The following is a 19292-nucleotide window of genomic DNA, read 5'->3' on the forward strand; positions in this document are numbered from 1 at the left end:
CTCCAACCAACGTCAGGAGACGACCATGCGCCACAGCCCCGCCCAGCAAGCCCTGCTTGAACAGTATGTGAAAAGGATCCTCGCCGCGCCGGTCTACGAACTGGCGGTGCGCACGCCGTTGCAGGCGGCGCCGGCCTTGTCCGCCATGCTCGGCAACCGCATCCTGCTCAAGCGCGAGGACCTGCAGCCGACGTTCTCGTTCAAGATTCGCGGCGCCTACAACCGCCTGGTGCAACTGACCGACGAGCAAAAGGCCTGCGGCGTGATCACCGCGTCGGCGGGCAACCATGCCCAAGGCGTGGCGTTGGCCGCCCGCGAACTGGGGATCGCCGCCACCATCGTCATGCCGACCACCACACCCGAACTGAAAGTGCTGGGAGTGCGCAGTCGCGGCGCCGAGGCGCTCCAGCACGGCGAGAGTTTTCCGTTCGCCCTGGCCCATGCGCTGCAACTGGCGGAGCAGACCGGGCGCACCTTCGTCCCGCCGTTCGACGACCCGGACGTGATCGCCGGGCAGGGCACCGTGGCCATGGAGATCCTGCGGCAGCACCAGGGCGAACTGGATGCGATCTTCGTCCCGGTGGGCGGCGGCGGATTGATCGCGGGCATCGCCGCTTACGTCAAATACCTGCGGCCTGAGGTGCGGATCATCGGCGTCGAGTCGGAACACTCGGCCTGCCTGAAAGCTGCGATGGCGGCGGGGGAACGGGTGGTGCTGCCCAGCGTCGGCACCTTCGCCGACGGCGTGGCCGTGGCGCAGATCGGCGCCTACGGTTTCGAGGTCTGCCGGTTCTGCGTGGATGAGGTGGTCACCGTCAGCAACGACGAACTCTGTGCGGCGATCAAGAACATCTACGACGATACCCGCTCGATCACCGAACCTTCCGGCGCGCTGGCGGTGGCGGGGATCAAGCGGTATGTGGCGCAGACCGGCGACCGGAACCGGACGTTCATCGCCATCGATTCCGGCGCCAACATCAACTTCGACAGCCTGCGCCATGTGGCGGAACGTGTGGCGGCGTGCGGTTCAGCGGTGTGAGGTCATTCCGGGAGGGCAACGCCGACCTTGTCGGCGGCCGACCAGACGCGAAAGCGCACTTCGACGTCGCTCGGCGCGTACACCACGATCGGCAGCTTGCTGTTGTAGCGCAGCAGGAAGCCGTCGCCGACCACCGGCACGAACGCGCGTTTCTTCTTGGACTCCGGGGGGCAGGCCATCAGGGTGCTCACCGGGCCGGAGACCTTCTCCAGGCGGTAGAACGGATAGCCCCAGCCTTCGAGGTTCTTTTCCTGCAGGCTGCCGCCCAGGTGCTGGCGGTTGCAGTCCACCTCCAGGGTCTTGCCGGCCATGATCTCGACCTTGAAGTTGTCTTCGTCGGCCTGCTGCGGCAGGTGGATGACCTGGCGGGTGAAACCCGCTTCAGCCTTGGGGTAGGGCGCCACGTCTTCGAGTTTGGCGGCCTGGGCGAAGGTGGACAGGCTGGCGACCATCAGGCCGGTGGCCGCGTAAGCGGTAAAGGATCCCATGTAAGCCTCCTGGCGGGCGTCGGATAAATTGGCGGGCAGTTCTACCAGCGTAGGCGATGAATGCAAACCCTTGAAGTGTTGCAAAATGCGGTGCGCAAAGCGGGCAATCCTGCAATCTGCAACAGGCACAATGCTGGCCCGTGCCGCCAAGTGCCTGATTTCCCAAAGGCACGGCACTAACCGATGAAAGGCACGTTTTATGCGTCGTTCCGGTGCGGCGCACCGAGTTTGTGCGCCTACACTCCAATGGGCATTTCGCAGTACCGCCGCCTGAAGCCACCAAGGAACCAGCGGAGAGACATCCGCACGGGTAAGCCTCAGCGGTCGACGTGAATACTTGATTGGCAGTCTCACAGTAAGGAGAGGGTTCGCCATGTTTCTGTCTGCCTTGGAACTTCGCAACATCATTGAAAGCAGCTTTCTGCCGAAACGCTGCCAATGCACGCTGACCCCGGAACTGTCGATGACGGTGAAGGTGTTCGGCGACCACCAGACCGACCAGGTGGATCTGCTGGTCAGCGGCATCGACGCCAGCCACCTCAACGGCTGCCGTGAGATCAACGACCTGATCGCTGGCCTACGTTCGGACCTGGCGCAGCAGACTTCAGCGCATCAATACGCGCCACGCTCGAAGGCGGGTTGACTAACCTACCGTTTCACTCAGTTCGACCGTCACGCGCCGGGCCTGCATGAAACCAAGGCCCAGCGCGAACTCGACCAGCACCGCCAACAGGATCGCGGGGCCCGCGTGGCCATTGAGCCACTCACCGAACCCCAGCACCGCCAGCCCGAAGCACCCGACCGTGAAACCGTTGCCCAGCGCATGGCGAGTGGCCGACGGCGGCGCATTGCGCACCAGCCAGAACATCACCCCCAACGCCGCGAACAGCACCGCGCTACGCCGGGCGACGAACCCCGCCGCCGGCGAGTAGTCGATGCTCCAGATCGCCAGCAGCCCGTCAGGCACAAAGCCCCAGACGATGGCCAGGAGAAAGCACAACAGGGCGGTGAAGGTCGACAACGTGCGGAACGACAACTGCATGGCGGATCCTTGCGGCAGTAGGGAGGGCCCCGAGCATAACCGCCGGGGCCTTCGCTCGCCTACCGCCAGGCCGCAAATCAGAACGGTCTGTCAGTTCTGGAAACTGCACGCGTCAGACAATTTCCGGTAGCTGATTTCCTCGGGCTTGCCGTTGTTGTCGATGTACTTCATGTCGGCGGTGATCACCTTGCAGTCCTGGGTCGGCGGCTCGGTGAGCGACACCACTTTGGCCACGTGCAGCGGCATGCCGTACTGGTAGGGCACGGCCTTGGACGGCGCGGCGGTGTCGTTGGCCTGGGCGAGCCCGGCGAAGGCGGTGCAGGCGAGGGTGGCGGCGAGGAACAGGGGACGGATGTTCATGATGCGACTCCGGTGCGAGGCAAAGGGTATTCGGCCGATGGCAGGCCGAACCTGCCGCACTGGGCGTCAGCGGACGACTGAGGGCGTGCGGTTGGGTAGAGTCTTGGACCGTGGCGTTAAGCGCCGGTTAAGCGGGCTGAATGGAGGCTGTCAGAGTGCGGGGCGATTTCTGAGGCAAGTGCGGAGCGTTCCTACAAGGGCGGATGCCTTGTCTGCTTTCGGGGGGTGGAGCGGGGCGGATATCGTTGGGCGTCGCTGCAAAATCAGCGACCTGGGTTTGGTCACCTGGAGAAATCACCTGCGCATTTGTGCCATCATCCGCGCCGCGGACATCCGTGTCCTCGGAATGCATTGCTGTGGTGGCTGTGTGCAGGGTCGCCTTCGGGCGAACCGGATTGGTGGTTCTCCGGTGACCAAACCTGTACACAGTCCGCCTCCCCACCGTTTGGTCACGGTGCTGGCGGTTACTTTCAATTCGTTTGAGTAATCACCATGCCGACACTTAATCCGCTTCCCGATCGTTATCACCGCCTCAACAGCTGCGTCACCGAAAGCGCCCCGATGGTCATCGACACCGAGGCCAACCCCAAAGACATTTTCGAAGCCGGCGTCCAGCGCGTCCGCGCCTGCAGCGACCTGCTCGAAACCCTGCATTGCCTCTGCTTCAAACACGCCGACGTCCAGGACATCCCCCACATCACCCACGCGCTGTACCTGCTGGCGCAGGACGGCAATGACCTGTTGCAGGTTGCTCAGCAGCGGATGCTGAACTGGCAGGCGCCTGCTTAAGCTTAAGGCTGCGGTAGAGGAGGGAGTCCGGACTCCCTCTGGTTCGTTCCGACTGTTGTCAGGTCTATAGGGCTCCAGTCAATTAGACGGAGATGCCACGCTCGCGCTCCAGATCAATAAGCCTCGTAGTCGGGCCATCTACTTGCAACCTTTCGGTAACGATGAGTGGCCAGGTGTTGCGAGAGCGGCGCCTTGCGACTTTGTAAACAAAACCCTGAATTTTGTTTGATGGATAAAATATTAAATTGTTGAAGAAGAATAGAGCGTCGGCAGCGGTGAGAAAGTTTTTCCCGCTTCCGGATTTCTTCTTTTCATGAATGATGTATTTCCAGGTGTTTAGGCTTTCTGATTGTTTTTTGTTTAATGCGAGCTGGCTCTTTACGAACTCGTCTGATTCGCTGTGCGTGCCGTCTTTGTCGAACCAAGGCCCGTTGTTCATATAGGATCGGATGTACTCCCAAAACCCTTTCTGCATTTGCAATGATTTACCTGCTGCACTTCCGATGCTGACCATGATCGCATTCTCGGGCTCTCCCAGTCGTTTCATCAGGACTTCAAGGGAGGCATGCCTGACGCTGCCAGTGTAGATGCCTACAATATCAAATTCGCAGGCGACAGCTTCTATGTCTTGCCACGGCGTATGATAAAGCTCTCCGTCCTTGTCGAAATATACTTCCTGTGTTCTTCGGTTGAAAATGATAGGAAGTGGCAGATTCCGTTTGGTCTCAATGATGATTGGGATAATAAATAAAGGGAGCCCGAACAGTAACATCCAGCCTACGCCATCCCATTTTCCGAGCAGCGCCATCCATACGCCCAGCACAGTTGCAAGCAAGGCTGAGATGCCTCCCAGTAGCCCGCTAAGTAAGCCGCGATTTTGATCGCTGGCGACTTTGACCGACAGATACTGCTCTGTGTGTTCGTCAGTCGAAAATAGCTCTAGCGGCTTTTCACCTGTCGGTTCGTTCTCGCGAAGAATCACGGTTGGAGCGGTTCCGTACTTTTCCATAGTCTTTATATTCTGGCCATTCCGAACCATGCCAACTCCTTGGTTTAGATGGTGGTAGTGCCATGCCCTTTAGTGGAAAGTAAAAAATTTGCCGTTTATGATCTTGATGGCTGTATTTCACTCTTTCCGCTTTTTCTACGTGTTTTTTTCGTAGGCAGAATTTCGAATTAGCGTCAAAGTTTGTCAGGAAAAAAGGAAAGCGGTGGATGAGTGGCTTTCCATTCCCTTGCCACGGCCTTTGACTGTTCAATCTGTTCGGCACTCATCTTGCTTCCAATCTCTTCGAGCGTATCCTGGACGAAATCTTGAATTGCACCGCCTCCATCCAGCTCTTTCAGTAGACTGATTAGTGCATAGCCCTTGACCTGATCCAATGGATAACCCACTTGGTCGGGGGCATGGGCAATGTAAGATCCATAACTGCTGATTGCTTTTTGATCCCCTGTTTCAGCTGCAGCTTGAAGCCAATACCGAACTCCCTCAAGATCACCTTTTTTATAAAGGATCTCAATGTAGTCCATCATCGCTTTTGGATTTCCTCCCTCTGAAGCCATTTTCAGCCACTGACTTACGGCCTCTTCGCGTTTTCCGGGTATCAGGAATAATCCCTCACCTTGCCGGTCGCCAACAGCCATCCAGTACTGTGCGAGCGGATAACCAGCGCGCGCAGATTTTTCTAGCCATTCACGATCCAGTGTTATTTCGTACATTAAATACAAAGACTCCGGATCTCCTTCATTGGCTTTTGCAAGCGCTAAGTCATTGGCTATTTTCAACCAATCAGCCGGGCTTTTCTCGCTCATTGGGCAGTTTTTTATTTGGCGGCAGAGGTCGTGGTTACTTCGATTCAGCTGGATCATCGCGTAAATGTTGCCGTTATTCGCAGCTGCTTCATACCAGTGTTGCGCTTCGGAAGTCATATGGCGATAGCGTTTCCTGAGCGCCTCGCCCAAGTAATACTGTGAGTCTACGTTTCCGGATTGTGCTTCCTTTTCCAGCTCTGAGATGGCTGAATCAATTTTAAGCTGATTGTACAAAATCATGCCTAAGGTTGGCGCGCTTCCTTGCGGGGTTGCAAAGCCAATTGCACTGTAGGTGGCAATGATTAATGCCAAAATATGGCGACGTATCCGCAGCATCGGTATTAGTTACCTAGCTTGTCAGGAAAGAAAGAGAGCGGCGGGTGAGTGGCCTTCCACTGTTCTGCCAAAATTTTTGATTCCTCAATTTGTGCGGGAGTCATTTTTTCACGAATCTCTTCGCTTTTTCGCTCAACATATCTTCCAATTCCACCACTGTCATCAAGCTCGCCAAGCAAGGTGAACAGTGCGTAACCTTTGATCAGATCTAGTGGGTAACCAACTTTATCCGGCGTATGTGCTATGTAGGCGCCGTAATTGCTTATGGCGGCTTGGTCACCAGTTTCTGCCGCTATCGCCAGCCAATGGCGAATGTTTTCCACGTCTCCTTCTTCGTATAAAATTTGAAGGTAGTCCATGATGGCCTTTGGGTATCCGCCCTCAGACGAAAGTAATAGCCATTTTTTAACAGAGGCATCACGTTTTCCGGGAATCAAAAAGAACCCTTCGCCTTGTCGTTCGCTTACAGCCATCCAGTATTGAGCAAGGGCATATCCCGCATTCGCGGATTTCTCGAGCCAAGTGCGATCTAACGTTATTTCATACATTAGGTACAGCGATTCAGGGTCACCGTTATTGGCCTTTACCAGCAGCAACTTCTTGGCATGTGTGAGCCATCCGGCTGGAGATCTGGCGCTGGTTGGACAGTTGTCCATAGCTCTGCACAAGTCTTCATTTTTACGGCCTAACTGGATCATTGCGTATATGGAACCATTCACCGCAGCCGTTTCATACCAGTGCTGTGCTTCCGGCGTCATGTAGCGATTGCGTTTTCGCAGAGCCTCTGCCAAGTAGTATTGTGAATCGATATTTCCAGATAGCGCCTCTCTTTCTAATAACGGGAGGGCGGATTGAAGTTTTAGTTGTTTGTATAAGATTACTCCTGGGGTAGCCTTGTCTTCCTGTGGGCTAGCCGAAGTAGCGTCAGCAGTGATGATGGCCGTTGCAACTAAAATACATGTCAATATCCGCACAGATGTTAGTCGCCCAGCTTATCAGGGAAAAAAGAAAGTGGTGGATGGCTGGCTTTCCACTGCGCAGCTACACGCATGGATTCTTTAATCTGTTCCGGGGTCATTTTTTCACCAATTTTTTCGATTTTTTGCTCGACATAATCCTGGATTCCACCATTGTCACCCAGTTCTTTTAATAGCGAAAATAGTGCATAGCCTTTTATCAGGTCTAGTGGAAATCCAACTTTGTCTGGAGTGTGCGAAATATAGGCGCCGTAGTTGCTTACGGCTTCTTGCTCTCCTGTTTCTGCAGCTACTTTCATCCACTGGCGAACGCTTTCCATGTCACCTTCTGTGTAAAGGATTACAAGGTAATCATTCATTGCCTTAGGGTAGCCGCCCTCCGATGAAAGTTTTAACCACCTCCGAACTGACTCTTCACGGTTGCCTGGAATAAAAAAGAAACCTTCGCCCTGGCGTTCGCTTACAGCCATCCAGTATTGTGCGAGCGGATAGCCTGCATTCGCGGATTTCTCCAGCCATTCGTGATCCAGTGTTATTTCATACATCAAAAATAATGATTCAGGGTCGCCATTAGATGCTTGCGGGAGCGTTAAGATTTTAGCTTGCGTCAACCACTGTGCCTGCGTTTTCTCACTTGGAGGGCAGTTGTTCATTTTCTTGCAAAGGTCGTTGGTACTTCGCCCTAATTGAATCATTGCGTATATGTTTCCGGCCGATGCTGCCGCTTCGTACCAGTGCTGTGCTTCGGAGGTCATGTAGCGATTTCTCTTCCTGAGCGCCTCTCCGAGGTAATACTGTGATTCGGTGTTTCCTTTTTCAGCTTCGAGTTTTAGTTGGGGGATGGCGGCGTCTATATTGAACTGGTTGTATAAAATAAGCCCTGAGGGAGGAACCTGTTCTTGCTGATTTGCCAAGCTGCTTTCATTGAGGATGAAAAATGATGCAACTAAAACGCATGTCGAAGCTTTCATTGAAATTAACGGCTTAGCTTGTCTGGAAAAAAAGAAAGCGGTGGATGAGTTTTTTTCCACTGAACTGAAAAAGCCTCCGCTTCTTTGATTTGTTGTGGAGTCATTTTTTCTGCTATCTCTGGGAGTACTTCCTCCACATAGGATTGCATGCTTCGACCTTCGTCAAGCTCTTTGAGAAGGGAGGTAATTGCATATCCTTTTATTAAGTCGAGCTCAAACCCAAAACGCTCTGGGGCATGTGCTAAGTACGCACCGTAGCTAGTAACTCCTCCTTCATAACCATATTCGGCGGCAGCTTTTATCCAGTGACGTGCGACTTCAAGATCGCCACCGTTCTCATATAAAAAAGCCGCATATTCCATCATGGCCCTAGGATTTCCACCTTCGGCAGATGCTTTGAACCAGTTGCCTACAGATTCTTTACGTTTCCAGGGAAGTAAAAATCCCTCACCTTGCTTGTCACCAATGGCCATCCAGAACTGTGCGATTGAATGTCCAGCATTCGCGGACCTTTCCAGCCAGTCACGATTCAGAGTTATTTCATACATAATGTACATTGCCTCTGCATCGCCTTGTTCTGCTTTGGGTTCCGCAAATCGGCGTGCCTCTTGCAACCAGTTAGCTGGGGGGGGGCTGGATTCTGGACAATTGTTCATTGTTTTACAAAGGTCATTACTACTTCGGCCAAGTTGAACCATTGCATATAAGTTTCCTTGGGAAGCTGCGGCTTCATACCACTTGCGTGCGTCCGCTGTCATATAGCGATTTCTTTGTCTGAGAGCCTCGCCAAGGTAGTATTGAGAATCTTGGTCGCCAGCATTAGAGGCGATTTCTAAATAGGGTAGGGCGGATGATATTTTGAACTGATTAAAAAGTATTAACCCTTTTTCTTTTGCAATAACTTGCTCTTGAGTAAGGGCTGCAAATGCATTCATGCAAAGAGTGGAAAGAGCAAGAAACAGAAGGGTTATTGTTTTTTTCATGGGTGATGGCTCTGTTTTTGTGAGTGTGGCCGACATAGGTTGATCTCGGTGTAGGGGTTGCTTTTTTTCATAAAAAATACTGCGCCGCCACGTTTCTTCTAAAAGTCATTAGCCGCGAGCCGAGATCTGCCGGAATTCACAATCCACTCTTCAAGGGAAAGTAATACATATATTCTAATAAAGGCATCACGTTTTCCGGGAAAAACCTTCGTCTTGTCGTTCGCTTACCGCCATCCAGTATTTAGTAAGGGTATATTCCACGCTTTCGGAGTTCTCGAAGTTTCTAGGCTGTGCCTAATTTTCTAACTTAGAGAAGGCTTCGCTGAGCTTTAATTCATTGAGTATGGCGATGCCTGAAGAGACTTCGTGCGCCGGTTCCGAGAAAAAATAGATGTACGGCATATAGAAGCTGTCGATATCAAGAGGCGTATGAATAACTTCACTGGATTCAATATCCTAGCTTTTCCGGATAAAACGAGAGAGGTGGATGGGTAGATTTCCACGTTTTTGCGAGTTTTTTTGCTTCTGCAATCTGCTCTTTGGACATGCTTTTCTCAACCTCAGGCAGTGTGTCGGTAACATTGTTTATCATATTTCCGCCGCCATTAAGTTCTAGCAGGTTTGTTAGTAAAGCATATGACGTTACTGGATCAAATGTGAAGCCGTAGGTTGGCTCTATACCCCCAATATATAACGCATAGCCAAAGACGCCTGATACATAGCCCGATGCCGCAGCTTTTTCATTCCAGAACCTGAAAGACGATAAATCATTTTTTTCAATTCTGGATGCTGCGTAGCCCATCATGCCCGGCGGATAGCCATTCTCTGCAGATGCCTTCATCCATTTTTCAATCGCATCAGATCTTCTTGATGGTAATAGGAATGTACCTCCTCCTTCTTGGTACTTAGTGGCCAAACGGAACTGCGCCAACGCGAACCCACCTTCAGCAGATTTTTCTAACCAGTCATCGTTTCCTGTTATTCCCCATAACAGATACATTGACTCAGCGCTTCCTTTTGAAGCCTGTTCAGTTGCAAATATTTTAGCTTTGTTTGTCCACTCTTCGGGAGAATGCTCCGTAAAAGAACAATTTTTCATAATTGTGCACAAGTCTTGATCCGCTTCGCCAAGCCGAATCATTGAATAGATGTTGCCTTTTTTTGCAGACTCCTCGTAAGCTTTTTGGGCATCCGGCGTCATATAGCGATTGCGTTTTCGCAGAACCTCTCCCAAGTAATACTGTGATTCGATATCTCCGGATAATGCCTCTTTTTTCAAAGCGGGAAAGGCAGCGTCCAGTTTTAGCTGGTTGTATAGAACTACCCCTGAGGAAGGAGCTTGTTCGCGCTCTATTGCGAAGCTGGTTTCATAGAGAGTGAAAAGTGAAACGAACAAAAGGTATGTCAACGGTTTCATAGAAATCAACGACTTAACTTATCAGGAAAAAAAGAAAGCGGTGGATGAGTTTTTTTCCACTGAGCTGAAAAAACCTCCGCTTCTTTGATTTGTTGTGGTGTCATTTTTTCTGCGATTTCTGGAAGTACTTCTTCGACATAGACTTGCACATTGCCCCCGCCGTCAAGTTCTCTTAATAGTGACGTGATGGCGTATCCTTTAACTAAGTCAAGTTCGAAGCCAAATCGATCGGGAGCATGTGCCAAATATGCACCATAACTGCTCACGCCGCTTTTGTATCCTTTTTCTGCCGCTAGCTGTATCCAGCGTCGAGCAACTTTAAGGTCACCTTCGTTCTCATAAAGGTACGCCGCATATTCCATCATGGCTCGCGGGTTCCCTCCTTCTGCGGATGCTTTAAACCAATTCCCTACCGCCTCCTTACGTTTCCAAGGAAGTAAAAAGCCTTCACCTTGCTTGTCACCAATGGCCATCCAGAACTGTGCAATTGAATGTCCAGCATTTGCGGACCTTTCCAGCCAGTCACGATTCAGAGTTATTTCATACATAATGTACATGGCCTCTGCATCGCCTTGTTCTGCTTTGGGTTCCGCAAGCCGGCGTGCGTCTTGCAACCAGTTGGCAGGGGATTTGCCGGACTCTGGACAATTGCTCATTATTTTACAAAGATCATTACCACTGCGGCCTAGCTGAATCATTGCATACAAATTGCCTTGAGAAGCAGCGAGCTCATACCACTTTTGAGCTTCTGAAGTCATGAAGCGATTGCGATTCCGAAGTGCTTCTCCTAAGTAGTACTGTGATTCTACATTTCCGGATTGTGCTTCCTTTTCCAGCTCTGAGATGGCTGAGTCAATTTTGAGCTGATTGTACAAAGTCACTCCTAAAGTCGGCACGCTTCCTTGCGGTGTTGCTAAGACAGTTACAGTATGGATGGAGATGATTAATGCAAAAACAAAGCGACGTATCCGCAGCATCGGTGTTAGTTACCTAGCTTGTCAGGAAAGAAAGAGAGCGGCGGATGAGTGGCTTTCCACTGTTCTGCCACAATTTTTGACTGTTCAATTTGCTCTGGCGTCATCTTTTCAGCAATACTGTCTAGTTTTTTCTCGACGAACCTTTTTATTCCTCCACCTTCATCAAGTTCTTTTAGTAAAGAGTAGAGCGCATAGCCTTTTACAATATCCAGTGGATAGCCCACCTTGTCTGGCGTATGCGAAATATAAGCTCCATAACTACTTACAGCTGCTTGGTAACCGGTCTCCGCTGCTAACTTAAGCCAATGGCGTATGCTCTCTGTATCACCTTCTGTATGCAGTATTTCCAGATAATCCATCATTGCTTTGGGATAACCGCCTTCAGAAGAAAGCAAAAGCCATTTTCTAACAGATGCGTCACGTTTTCCTGGGATAAAAAAGAAACCCTCACCTTGCCGCTCGCTTACAGCCATCCAGTATTGGGCGAGGGCATATCCTGCATTTGCTGACTTTTCGAGCCAAGTGCGATCAAACGTTATTTCATACATTAGGTACAATGACTCAGGGTCACCGTTGTTGGCCTTTGCCAGTAGTAACTCCTTGGCATGTGTTAACCATTCAACAGGAGATTTGGCGCTGGCAGGACAGTTATCCATGCTTTTGCATAAATCTTCATTTTTTCGACCTAACTGGATCATTGCGTATATGGAACCATTCGCCGCAGCTGTTTCATACCAGTGCTGTGCTTCTGGCGTCATATAGCGATTGCGTTTTCGCAGAGCCTCTGCCAAGTAGTACTGAGAATCGACATTTTCAGACAAAGCCTCCTTTTTCAATGCGGGAAATGCAGCGTCAAATTTTAACTGGTTGTATAGAATCACCCCGGCAGAAGGTGCTTGCTTTTGCTGTTGACCTAGACTGGCCTCGCTGAAAATTAAAAGTGATGTGGCAAAAAAATATGTTAACAATCTCATTGAAATTAGCGACCCAGCTTGTCTGGGAAGAAAGAAAGAGGTGGATGAGTCTTCTTCCATTCTTTTGCCACACCTTCAGCTTGCTCAATTTGTTCAGGTGTCATTTTTTCAGATATTTTTTCTATTTTTCTGTCAACGTAGTCTTTTATTCCACCAGCATCGTCAAGTTCTTTCAGTAAGGAAAAAAGAGCGTAGCCTTTAACGAGGTCTAACGGGTAGCCGACGCTATCTGGAGTGTGTGAGATATAAGCGCCATAGTTACTCGTAGCTGTTTGATCTCCGGTTCCGGCTGCCACTTCAAGCCAATGGCGAACGCTGTTCATGTCTCCCTCTTCGTACAGTATTTGCAGGTAGTCCATCATGGCTTTAGGATTGCCTCCCTCAGATGAAAGCAATAGCCACTTTTTGACAGACGCGTCACGCTTGCCTGGAATGAAAAAGAACCCTTCGCCCTGTCGTTCGCTTACTGCCATCCAGTATTGAGCAAGGGCATATCCCGCATTCGCGGACTTCTCGAGCCAAGTGCGATCTAACGTTATTTCATACATTAGGTACAACGATTCAGGGTCACCGTTATTGGCCTTTGCCAGCAGCAACTTCTTGGCATGTGTGAGCCATCCGGCTGGAGATCTGGTGCTGGTTGGACAGTTGTCCATAGCTCTGCACAAATCTTCATTTTTACGGCCTAACTGGATCATTGCGTATATGGAACCATTCACCGCAGCCGTTTCATACCAGTACTGTGCTCCCTGCGTCATATAGCGATTGCGTTTTCGCAGGGCCTCTCCCAAATAATACTGTGAATCGACATCTCCAGATAACGCCTCTTTTTCCAAAACGGGAAAAGCAGTGTCCAGTTTTAGCTGGTTGTATAGAACTATCCCTGAAGAAGGGGCTTGTTCGCGCTCTATTGCGAAGCTAGTTTCATTGAGAATGAAAAGTGAAAGGGCCAAAAGGCATGTCAAGATTTTCATTGAAATTAGCGGCTTAACTTCTCTGGGAAAAAGGAAAGCGGTGGATGAGTGGATTTCCATTCCCTTGCCACGGCTTTTGACCGTTCAATCTGATCGGCACTCATCTTGCTCCCAATCTCTTCGAGCGTATCTTGGACGAAGTCTTGAATTGCACCGCCTCCATCTAGTTCTTTCAGTAGACTGATTAGTGCATAGCCCTTGACCTGATCCAGTGGGTAACCAACTTGGTCGGGGGCATGGGCAATGTAAGATCCATAACTGCTTATTGCTTTTTGATCACCTGTCTCAGCTGCAGCTTGAAGCCAATACCGAACTCCCTCAAGATCGCCTTTTTTATAAAGAATCTCAATGTAGTCCATCATTGCTTTTGGATTCCCTCCTTCCGAAGCCTTTTTCAACCACTGACTTACAGCCTCTTCGCGCTTTCCTGGAATCAGGAATAATCCCTCACCCTGTCGATCGCCGACGGCCATCCAGTATTGTGCAAGTGAGTAGCCTGCATTTGCAGATTTTTCTAACCAGTCACGGTCGAAGGTTATTTCATACATTAAATACAGAGATTCTGGGTCTCCTTTATTAGCTTCCTTCAAAACTCTGTCTTTGGCTTGTTCTAACCACTCGGCACTTGAGTGTTTGCTGGGGGGGCAGCTATTAATTCTTTTGCAGAGGTCGTCATTTAGCCGACCTAGCTGAATCATTGCAAATATGGATCCGTTATTTGCGGCTTCCTCATACCAGTGTTGTGCTTCAGTGGTCATATAGCGATTCCGCTTTCGCAGAGCTTCGCCTAAGTAATACTGAGAATCTATTTTTCCAGCTTTGGCCTCTGCTTCTAGTTGTGGAATAGCGACATCGATCTTTAGTTGGTTGTAAAGTGTTATTCCACGGCTCTGGTTGTATTTCTGTTGGGTATTTGTGATAAAGTTGCTTGTCTCGGTGCCTAAGGCTTGGGAAGAAGCAAAAAGCAATACTATCAGCGATAGAAATGGATTAAGAATATTCATTTTATGCAATACTCATTAGTAATTTTTCAGGAATGGTGAAGCGCCGCTACTGGAGTAGCTCGGCCGAGGAGTAAAATTTTTCTGGCAGTATCCTGAAAGGTTTGCGCCGAGAAGCTCCACGTGTTTTTTGTAACGTTCTCTTGCGCTATTACTTTGTTTGTCTAGTAAATTTTGAACGCCTTCTGCCATGAAGCTATCCAAAGCAAATCGATTCTTACAGTAGTCTTGCTCTGAATCAGTGGTCTTTATTCCGAACTCATTCATCGACATGCATGTCATCTCAAACTGACTTTGTGCTTTGTCTACGGTGTTGTTCTTTTGTGCGTTTTTAACTATCCAGCCTAAAATTCGCTCAATTGCTTTCTGCTGAAGTGCGTGAGCTTCCGATTGCGAATATGTACGTTTTGAGCCTTCACTATTTACAGTGAATTTCTCAGGCGGGCTAATTAGTGTCCTGAATAGCGGTCCCAAAGCACTAGGGATTGCGTTAATACACCAATCCTCTAGTTCGCTCTGGTTGCCGTACTCAACAACAGCATCCGCAATCGGCCCCCCCTTGCCACTCCGCGTCAACGCTTCATACAGACTCATCACGACATCCCAAGGCATCATGTAAGCCATCGCCACGTTCAATCCAGCAACGCCCAAAGCGTTGAGCGCGGAAGCATATTCACTTGCTTCAGGATCCATCCACTCAACCTTGCGGCCTTTGGTTTTGTGCAGTTCTTTACGATACAGGTTGATGATGTCAACCACCGCCTCATACCCAATCTCGAACTTAAAGCTACCGTTGGCACCTGGCCCCAGTACCACAGCTGCTTTCAGGTTGAGAATGAAGCGGCCTTTATCCAGGGAAATCTGTGCGGTTCCCTGGAATCCCCCACCCAGCGCAACCCCGACAGACCCACTCAGCTTGGCGAGGGTCAGCCATGGGTTGGTTTTTTTCGCGTCTTTGTCGCTGCCGATACCCATGGTGGGGGCGGTGCGCAGTGCGACGAGATCTTTGGGTGGGGCCCAGTTCAATGCGCCGGTGAGTTCGATGGCCGCTTGCAGACCACCGAATACGTTGAAGGTGGCTTTTGCCCCGTTTTCAATTTGCACGTTGGCCTTTTTGCCGGTGAGTACCTGGTCCGAGCTTTTGGTATCGACATAGGTGCCGGACTTTGATTTGTGCTCAAGCTCCGGAGTAGGGCTGTTGTCTCCGCTGTCGGCCTTGGCCTTCTTGGCCGCATCGTGATCTGCACGTTCTTCTTTGGCCGAGGCGTCCTCGCGCTGTGCGCGTTTGACGGGGCTGAGGGTCGCCCCGTATTTGACGTTGCCGAGGATAGGGTTCAACTCGACGCTACCGGCCAGCAACAACGACGCGCCGGCGTATCCCCAGGCTTTCACACCAAAGTGAAAGGAGAAACGGCCAAAATTCATCTTCTGGGCTTTGCCGTCCAAGAGGTAATCCAGGGTGATGTCTTTGGCGCTTTCCTTGGCGGGCATGTCGACTTTCATCAACTGCACTTCGCCGCGGGCCAGGTCAAGGCTCAAGCCCATGTTGGCCGACATTTGAAAACCTTCGGCGGCAGTCATTTTCGGGCCTTCCAGCTTGACTTCACCGTGAATGCTCGGCTGGGGAGGGGTCAGGCAGCGGACGAATTGAGCCTGAGGGCTGTTGTCGAACAGTCGGATTTTGCCGCGCACACTTTTCTGGAAGACCAGTTGCTGAAGATGCTTCCCCCAACTGGTTAATGTTGCACTGTTCTCCAGTTCGGTGACTGTATAGCCCTGCTTTTTCAGATAGGCATAAAAGTCGTTGGCCTTGAACCAGCCTCTTTCATCAAAACAGTCACCTGTCTGATCGCTGAACTTGATCGCGCCCTGCGCAAGAAGCCATTGGCGGAACGAACTGTTCTCACTGTTTTTATCCGAGTCTTCTGTGGCATCGGTGGGTGCGCTTTCGCCCATTTTCTTTGGGGCGAGAAGGGCCTTTTTCCCATCTTCCCTGATGATTTTTTTGAAGTCTTTCAGGTTCGTCATGCTGAGCCATCCCAAGGGTGTGCCCTTGGCATCCGAGAGACTGACTTCACGCAAAGGAAACCCGGGTTTAACCATGCGGTCGACGGGCTTGGGCTGAAACTCTTCCGGTTCCCAGACCAGATGGCGAGCCGGTGTGCCCGAAGCCGCGTTCCGCTGGGCTGTCGCCTGAAGGTCGTCCTTGATTTTCTGCAGGCGATCCCACTCGGCTCGCTCGGTATCAACCAGACCCGCCGGTGCCTGGGCATTTTGCCCGGTGGCTTCGATCCAGCGTTTGTACTTCTCCTGGAGCTGTGCGGTTACTTCCGCCTGTTTCTTCTCGGTGTCCAGGTACAACTTGAATTGCGCAATGCCCGACGGCAGACCATCACTGATCAGTGCGAACTCTGGAAGCGCAATACCGAACTCTGAAACTTTGATAATGGATTCGGTGTAATCGTGATAATCCAGCGCTTCGGCGTTCTTGTGTAACGTGTACACGTAGGCAGCGAGGTCGGCTCTGCAGTCGGTCATGCCGGAGCAGATGTTCTCGTAACTTTTTTTCTTTTCAGCGAGGGCCTTGGCGACGTCGTCCATTGGCACCTGCTTGAAGTCCCCCTTGGCGAAGAGCTTTTTTCGGGCCTCAAGATACGCTTGCACGCGGGAGCGGGCTTCAATTGCATTCTTGGAGTACAGCGTCCCGCTTTCGTAGGTGTAGCCGTCAATTTTCGCAGCCGCTACCGCTTCTTTTTTCAGCGCAAGCCACTCAGTCCGCCGCTTGTGAAAGTCGACGAATTCTTTGCGGATGCTTTGATCGGAAGCGAGATCCGCATTCAAACGATCCATGCGGGATTGGGCAGTGTCCTCCTGAGGAGGTTGCGCAGGCGCAGGCGCGGCCGCGGGCTTGTTCCGATTGGCTTCGTTCTGTCTTTTTTTGGCGGTGGCTGGATCGATTTCGATCTCATCGCCCATCGCTTCGAACTCTTCCATGCGGGCACGTTTTGCGCCTTTGAGGAAGTTGCTCAACTTGGGTTCGAGGAAATATTGAAGCAGACCTGATTCTTGCAGTCCGTTGAGGCGCGCGTCACGTGTCTTGTTCGGCGCAATCATTTTTTCGAGTGTGAACATCGACTCTTTGATGGCGGACAAGGCACGTTCAGGGAGCAGCCAGAACTCTTGCTCCTCTGTTGCATAAATGGCGCTGGCAAAGGTTTTGCTGCAGGGAGGGGCATGAGGTTTGAAAGTCTTCGAGGCTTTGTCTGGCGTTTCCTTGAGAGGATCCAGTTCGACCAGATCCTCGGCCGAACACTGAGCCGGCGCATCGGGGGATGCCTGGGCAGGCGCTTGAGACGCAGCAGGAGCCTGAGCGACCGGTTTGGCGGTCGCGGCTTGCGCGCTTTTCGGTACGCTCAAATTCCATCCGACTTTGATGTTGTTCGGATTGGTGATGAAGGGGTTGAGCTGGCGAAGTTGCGCCACGGTGCTGTTGTAGCGCGAGGCAATCTGGCCCAGGGTTTCGCCGGGCATGACGGCGTGATTCGTGATTTCCATGGTGATTCCGTTCTGTTGCCGCTTCGCCGTTAACGTTGGACGACGGCGGCTGATTCCAGGAGCCGATCTACTTTGATAAACGACTCATCCGTTGATTGCAGGATCGTCATGATCTCAGGCTGCGTTTCAAACAGTGGACCGTTTATGGCATGACCCAGCTTGAGCAAATGGTCGCCTTCATAAATATTGCTGTTGAGCAGCAGGTCGAGATTGTCAGCGATATCGTTCATACGATCATCGCCGGGCTCGCCAAACGCCTCGTACTCTTCATCCACCCAATACAACCATCCAAGGCGCGCCTGAACCTGAGCGGTCGCTTGCGGAAGGTTGAATGCCGCCTGGTCAATCAACCAGGTCGATTCCGTGTTGGACACCCAGGCTAACCATGGACCACGGTGTTGGCCGAAGTTTCCTGGTGCGGGGACGTAAACGGCGCTCCAGCAACCCAACAACTGATCGAAGGTCTTTTCGGCGGTGTAGGCCAGCGCAGCCCACAGGCTCGGCTTGTGGTAACTCAGCAAACTTTGCCCTCCGGAACCGTCGTTGGCTTTGAGCAACCAGCGTGCGTGAGCGAGGGCTTTTTCCGGATCCGGTGTTGAGATCGCAATTCCCGAAAAGTGTTCCTCACACAGTTTTGCAGCTTCCGCAGCCAGTTTGCTGCCTCGGGGGGCAACCAGCCACAAGGGGCCGTCGGGTATCTCGGCGAATTCCGTTCGGAAAAACAGCCCTTGGGAGACAACGGGCTCACCCACCCGGTAGAGCCGGCTTAAGGCTTGCGGCTGAAGTCCCTGGTCGATGATGAAACACAACGATGGGTTTGCGGCCGGCAGGTCCGAGAAGTGGTAGCGAGGCTTTTCCAGCAAAGCACTCAGCGCTTTTACATGCATGTGCAATCCTTACGGCTGCAAGCGCCGTTACTCTGTTTTCCGCACAGCGGTGTGATGCCTGACTCGTTCAGGCGGGCGGGCAGCGGCGCTTTCCCAGCCTTGTCCGCATCCACCACTTTCATCGGTCCCGGCAACAATGGCGCTGCCGGTGTACCGACGCCCGGCGCGCCGCCGGTGTTGATCTTCACTTCGGCGCCGCTGATGGTTACGCCGCCGGCATCGGCTTTTACGAAGCTGCCGCCGGCCTTGGCCGTCAGCTCCATTGCGCCTTCGACCACGACTTTCTGGCCGGCGTAGTAATGGATTTCGGTGCCGGCCTCGACGAACTGCCCGGTGCCGACCTTCACGTGTTGGGTCACTGCGACGGTGAGGTGGTCGTCGGCGCGCATTTCACTGATGCGATTCAGATGAGTGATGCGGTGCTCCTCGACCTTGAACTCGCTGTAGGCGTTGGCCTCGACGGTGTCATGCCGTTCGTTGCCGATGCGGATCCGTTGGTCGTGCTCGATGTTCTCGTCCCAGTCGCGCTGGGCGTGCAGGTAGATCTGCTCGGCGCCCTTGCGGTCCTCGATGCGCAGTTCGTTGTAGCCCTTGCCGCCGGGGGAGCTGAGGGTCTTGAAGGTGCTGCGGGTCTTGTTCGCGGGCAGGTCGTAGGGGACGACGTTTTCCTTGTGGTACAGGCAGCCGGTGACCAGCGGCTGGTCGGGGTC

General features: G+C 51.9%; 17 protein-coding genes and 2 pseudogenes. 3 read left to right on the forward strand and 16 right to left on the reverse strand.

Going from position 1 to position 19292, the window contains the following annotated elements:
• Window positions 1-25: 25 nt before the first annotated feature.
• Window positions 26-1012 (forward strand): annotated as a pseudogene (gene ilvA / locus CAG41_RS26565) (threonine ammonia-lyase, biosynthetic); the annotation flags it as partial.
• Between the two features lie 29 nt (window positions 1013-1041).
• On the opposite strand, the gene eco reads toward ilvA, so the two are convergent.
• A complete protein-coding gene (gene eco, locus CAG41_RS26570; RefSeq protein ID WP_085707685.1) occupies window positions 1042-1527 on the reverse strand; it encodes a serine protease inhibitor ecotin in 486 nt (161 codons plus the stop codon).
• Window positions 1528-1900: 373 nt separating this feature from the next.
• Between eco and CAG41_RS26575 the strand changes: the two genes are divergently transcribed.
• The gene (locus CAG41_RS26575; RefSeq protein WP_085586938.1) at window positions 1901-2170 is read left to right on the forward strand and encodes a DUF1652 domain-containing protein; all 270 of its coding nucleotides are present in this window, start codon (window positions 1901-1903) and stop codon (window positions 2168-2170) included.
• On the opposite strand, the gene CAG41_RS26580 is transcribed toward CAG41_RS26575, so the two are convergent.
• Window positions 2171-2569: a hypothetical protein gene (locus CAG41_RS26580; RefSeq protein WP_085586939.1), complete on the reverse strand. Its 399-nt coding sequence runs from the start codon at window positions 2567-2569 to the stop codon at window positions 2171-2173.
• 90 nt (window positions 2570-2659) lie between these two features.
• Window positions 2660-2929, reverse strand: a complete 270-nt coding sequence (locus tag CAG41_RS26585) for a DUF2790 domain-containing protein (RefSeq protein ID WP_085707686.1) — start codon at window positions 2927-2929, stop codon at window positions 2660-2662.
• A gap of 492 nt (window positions 2930-3421) precedes the next feature.
• On the opposite strand from CAG41_RS26585, the gene CAG41_RS26595 reads away from it, so the two are divergent.
• Window positions 3422-3718 (forward strand): hypothetical protein, encoded by a 297-nt coding sequence (locus tag CAG41_RS26595; RefSeq protein WP_085707687.1) that lies wholly within the window; start codon window positions 3422-3424, stop codon window positions 3716-3718.
• 82 nt (window positions 3719-3800) lie between these two features.
• Here CAG41_RS26595 and CAG41_RS26600 read toward each other — a convergent pair whose 3' ends face one another.
• The 13 genes and pseudogenes from CAG41_RS26600 to CAG41_RS26660 all read right to left on the reverse strand — a co-directional run.
• Window positions 3801-4727 (reverse strand): hypothetical protein, encoded by a 927-nt coding sequence (locus tag CAG41_RS26600; protein ID WP_256582666.1) that lies wholly within the window; start codon window positions 4725-4727, stop codon window positions 3801-3803.
• 173 nt (window positions 4728-4900) lie between these two features.
• Window positions 4901-5866 carry a tetratricopeptide repeat protein gene (locus tag CAG41_RS26605; protein WP_085707689.1) on the reverse strand — a complete coding sequence of 322 codons (966 nt, stop codon included), beginning with the start codon at window positions 5864-5866 and terminating at the stop codon, window positions 4901-4903.
• 5 nt (window positions 5867-5871) lie between these two features.
• Window positions 5872-6840: a tetratricopeptide repeat protein gene (locus tag CAG41_RS26610; protein WP_139835001.1), complete on the reverse strand. Its 969-nt coding sequence runs from the start codon at window positions 6838-6840 to the stop codon at window positions 5872-5874.
• 5 nt (window positions 6841-6845) lie between these two features.
• The gene (locus CAG41_RS26615; protein ID WP_085707690.1) at window positions 6846-7814 is read right to left on the reverse strand and encodes a tetratricopeptide repeat protein; all 969 of its coding nucleotides are present in this window, start codon (window positions 7812-7814) and stop codon (window positions 6846-6848) included.
• Between the two features lie 5 nt (window positions 7815-7819).
• Window positions 7820-8797 carry a tetratricopeptide repeat protein gene (locus tag CAG41_RS26620; RefSeq protein ID WP_085707691.1) on the reverse strand — a complete coding sequence of 326 codons (978 nt, stop codon included), beginning with the start codon at window positions 8795-8797 and terminating at the stop codon, window positions 7820-7822.
• A gap of 448 nt (window positions 8798-9245) precedes the next feature.
• Complete coding sequence (locus tag CAG41_RS26625) at window positions 9246-10214, reverse strand: tetratricopeptide repeat protein (protein ID WP_256582668.1); 969 nt, start codon at window positions 10212-10214, stop codon at window positions 9246-9248.
• 5 nt (window positions 10215-10219) lie between these two features.
• Complete coding sequence (locus CAG41_RS26630) at window positions 10220-11191, reverse strand: tetratricopeptide repeat protein (RefSeq protein ID WP_085707693.1); 972 nt, start codon at window positions 11189-11191, stop codon at window positions 10220-10222.
• 5 nt (window positions 11192-11196) lie between these two features.
• Window positions 11197-12225, reverse strand: a complete 1029-nt coding sequence (locus tag CAG41_RS26635) for a tetratricopeptide repeat protein (RefSeq protein ID WP_256582669.1) — start codon at window positions 12223-12225, stop codon at window positions 11197-11199.
• Window positions 12171-13139 carry a tetratricopeptide repeat protein gene (locus tag CAG41_RS26640; RefSeq protein WP_085707695.1) on the reverse strand — a complete coding sequence of 323 codons (969 nt, stop codon included), beginning with the start codon at window positions 13137-13139 and terminating at the stop codon, window positions 12171-12173. Before CAG41_RS26640 ends, CAG41_RS26635 begins: the two co-directional genes overlap by 55 nt.
• A gap of 5 nt (window positions 13140-13144) precedes the next feature.
• Complete coding sequence (locus tag CAG41_RS26645) at window positions 13145-14143, reverse strand: tetratricopeptide repeat protein (protein WP_085707696.1); 999 nt, start codon at window positions 14141-14143, stop codon at window positions 13145-13147.
• A gap of 15 nt (window positions 14144-14158) precedes the next feature.
• On the reverse strand, window positions 14159-17695 hold the full coding sequence (locus CAG41_RS26650) for a LysM domain-containing protein (RefSeq protein ID WP_085707697.1): 3537 nt from the start codon (window positions 17693-17695) through the stop codon (window positions 14159-14161).
• A 29-nt stretch (window positions 17696-17724) separates the two neighbouring features.
• Window positions 17725-18582 carry a DUF4123 domain-containing protein gene (locus tag CAG41_RS26655; RefSeq protein WP_085707698.1) on the reverse strand — a complete coding sequence of 286 codons (858 nt, stop codon included), beginning with the start codon at window positions 18580-18582 and terminating at the stop codon, window positions 17725-17727.
• Window positions 18573-19292: pseudogene (locus tag CAG41_RS26660) on the reverse strand (type VI secretion system tip protein VgrG); the annotation flags it as partial. The pseudogene CAG41_RS26660 and the gene CAG41_RS26655, both read right to left, overlap by 10 nt.

Source organism: Pseudomonas sp. B35(2017), assembly GCF_002113645.1.
Classification (GTDB): domain Bacteria; phylum Pseudomonadota; class Gammaproteobacteria; order Pseudomonadales; family Pseudomonadaceae; genus Aquipseudomonas; species Aquipseudomonas ekonensis.

What these genes read in the sequence shown, in the direction of transcription:
- CAG41_RS26600 (WP_256582666.1), bottom strand. Translation starts at nt 4,727, where the DNA reads ATGGAAAAGTACGGAACCGCTCCAACCGTGATTCTTCGCGAGAACGAA.
- CAG41_RS26640 (WP_085707695.1), bottom strand. Translation starts at nt 13,139, where the DNA reads ATGAAAATCTTGACATGCCTTTTGGCCCTTTCACTTTTCATTCTCAAT.
- CAG41_RS26655 (WP_085707698.1), bottom strand. Translation starts at nt 18,582, where the DNA reads ATGCATGTAAAAGCGCTGAGTGCTTTGCTGGAAAAGCCTCGCTACCAC.
- CAG41_RS26635 (WP_256582669.1), bottom strand. Translation starts at nt 12,225, where the DNA reads ATGGAAGAAGACTCATCCACCTCTTTCTTTCTTCCCAGACAAGCTGGG.
- CAG41_RS26620 (WP_085707691.1), bottom strand. Translation starts at nt 8,797, where the DNA reads ATGAAAAAAACAATAACCCTTCTGTTTCTTGCTCTTTCCACTCTTTGC.
- CAG41_RS26605 (WP_085707689.1), bottom strand. Translation starts at nt 5,866, where the DNA reads ATGCTGCGGATACGTCGCCATATTTTGGCATTAATCATTGCCACCTAC.
- CAG41_RS26575 (WP_085586938.1), top strand. Translation starts at nt 1,901, where the DNA reads ATGTTTCTGTCTGCCTTGGAACTTCGCAACATCATTGAAAGCAGCTTT.
- eco (WP_085707685.1), bottom strand. Translation starts at nt 1,527, where the DNA reads ATGGGATCCTTTACCGCTTACGCGGCCACCGGCCTGATGGTCGCCAGC.
- CAG41_RS26650 (WP_085707697.1), bottom strand. Translation starts at nt 17,695, where the DNA reads ATGGAAATCACGAATCACGCCGTCATGCCCGGCGAAACCCTGGGCCAG.
- CAG41_RS26625 (WP_256582668.1), bottom strand. Translation starts at nt 10,214, where the DNA reads ATGAAACCGTTGACATACCTTTTGTTCGTTTCACTTTTCACTCTCTAT.
- CAG41_RS26595 (WP_085707687.1), top strand. Translation starts at nt 3,422, where the DNA reads ATGCCGACACTTAATCCGCTTCCCGATCGTTATCACCGCCTCAACAGC.
- CAG41_RS26585 (WP_085707686.1), bottom strand. Translation starts at nt 2,929, where the DNA reads ATGAACATCCGTCCCCTGTTCCTCGCCGCCACCCTCGCCTGCACCGCC.
- CAG41_RS26630 (WP_085707693.1), bottom strand. Translation starts at nt 11,191, where the DNA reads ATGCTGCGGATACGTCGCTTTGTTTTTGCATTAATCATCTCCATCCAT.
- CAG41_RS26580 (WP_085586939.1), bottom strand. Translation starts at nt 2,569, where the DNA reads ATGCAGTTGTCGTTCCGCACGTTGTCGACCTTCACCGCCCTGTTGTGC.
- CAG41_RS26645 (WP_085707696.1), bottom strand. Translation starts at nt 14,143, where the DNA reads ATGAATATTCTTAATCCATTTCTATCGCTGATAGTATTGCTTTTTGCT.
- CAG41_RS26615 (WP_085707690.1), bottom strand. Translation starts at nt 7,814, where the DNA reads ATGAAAGCTTCGACATGCGTTTTAGTTGCATCATTTTTCATCCTCAAT.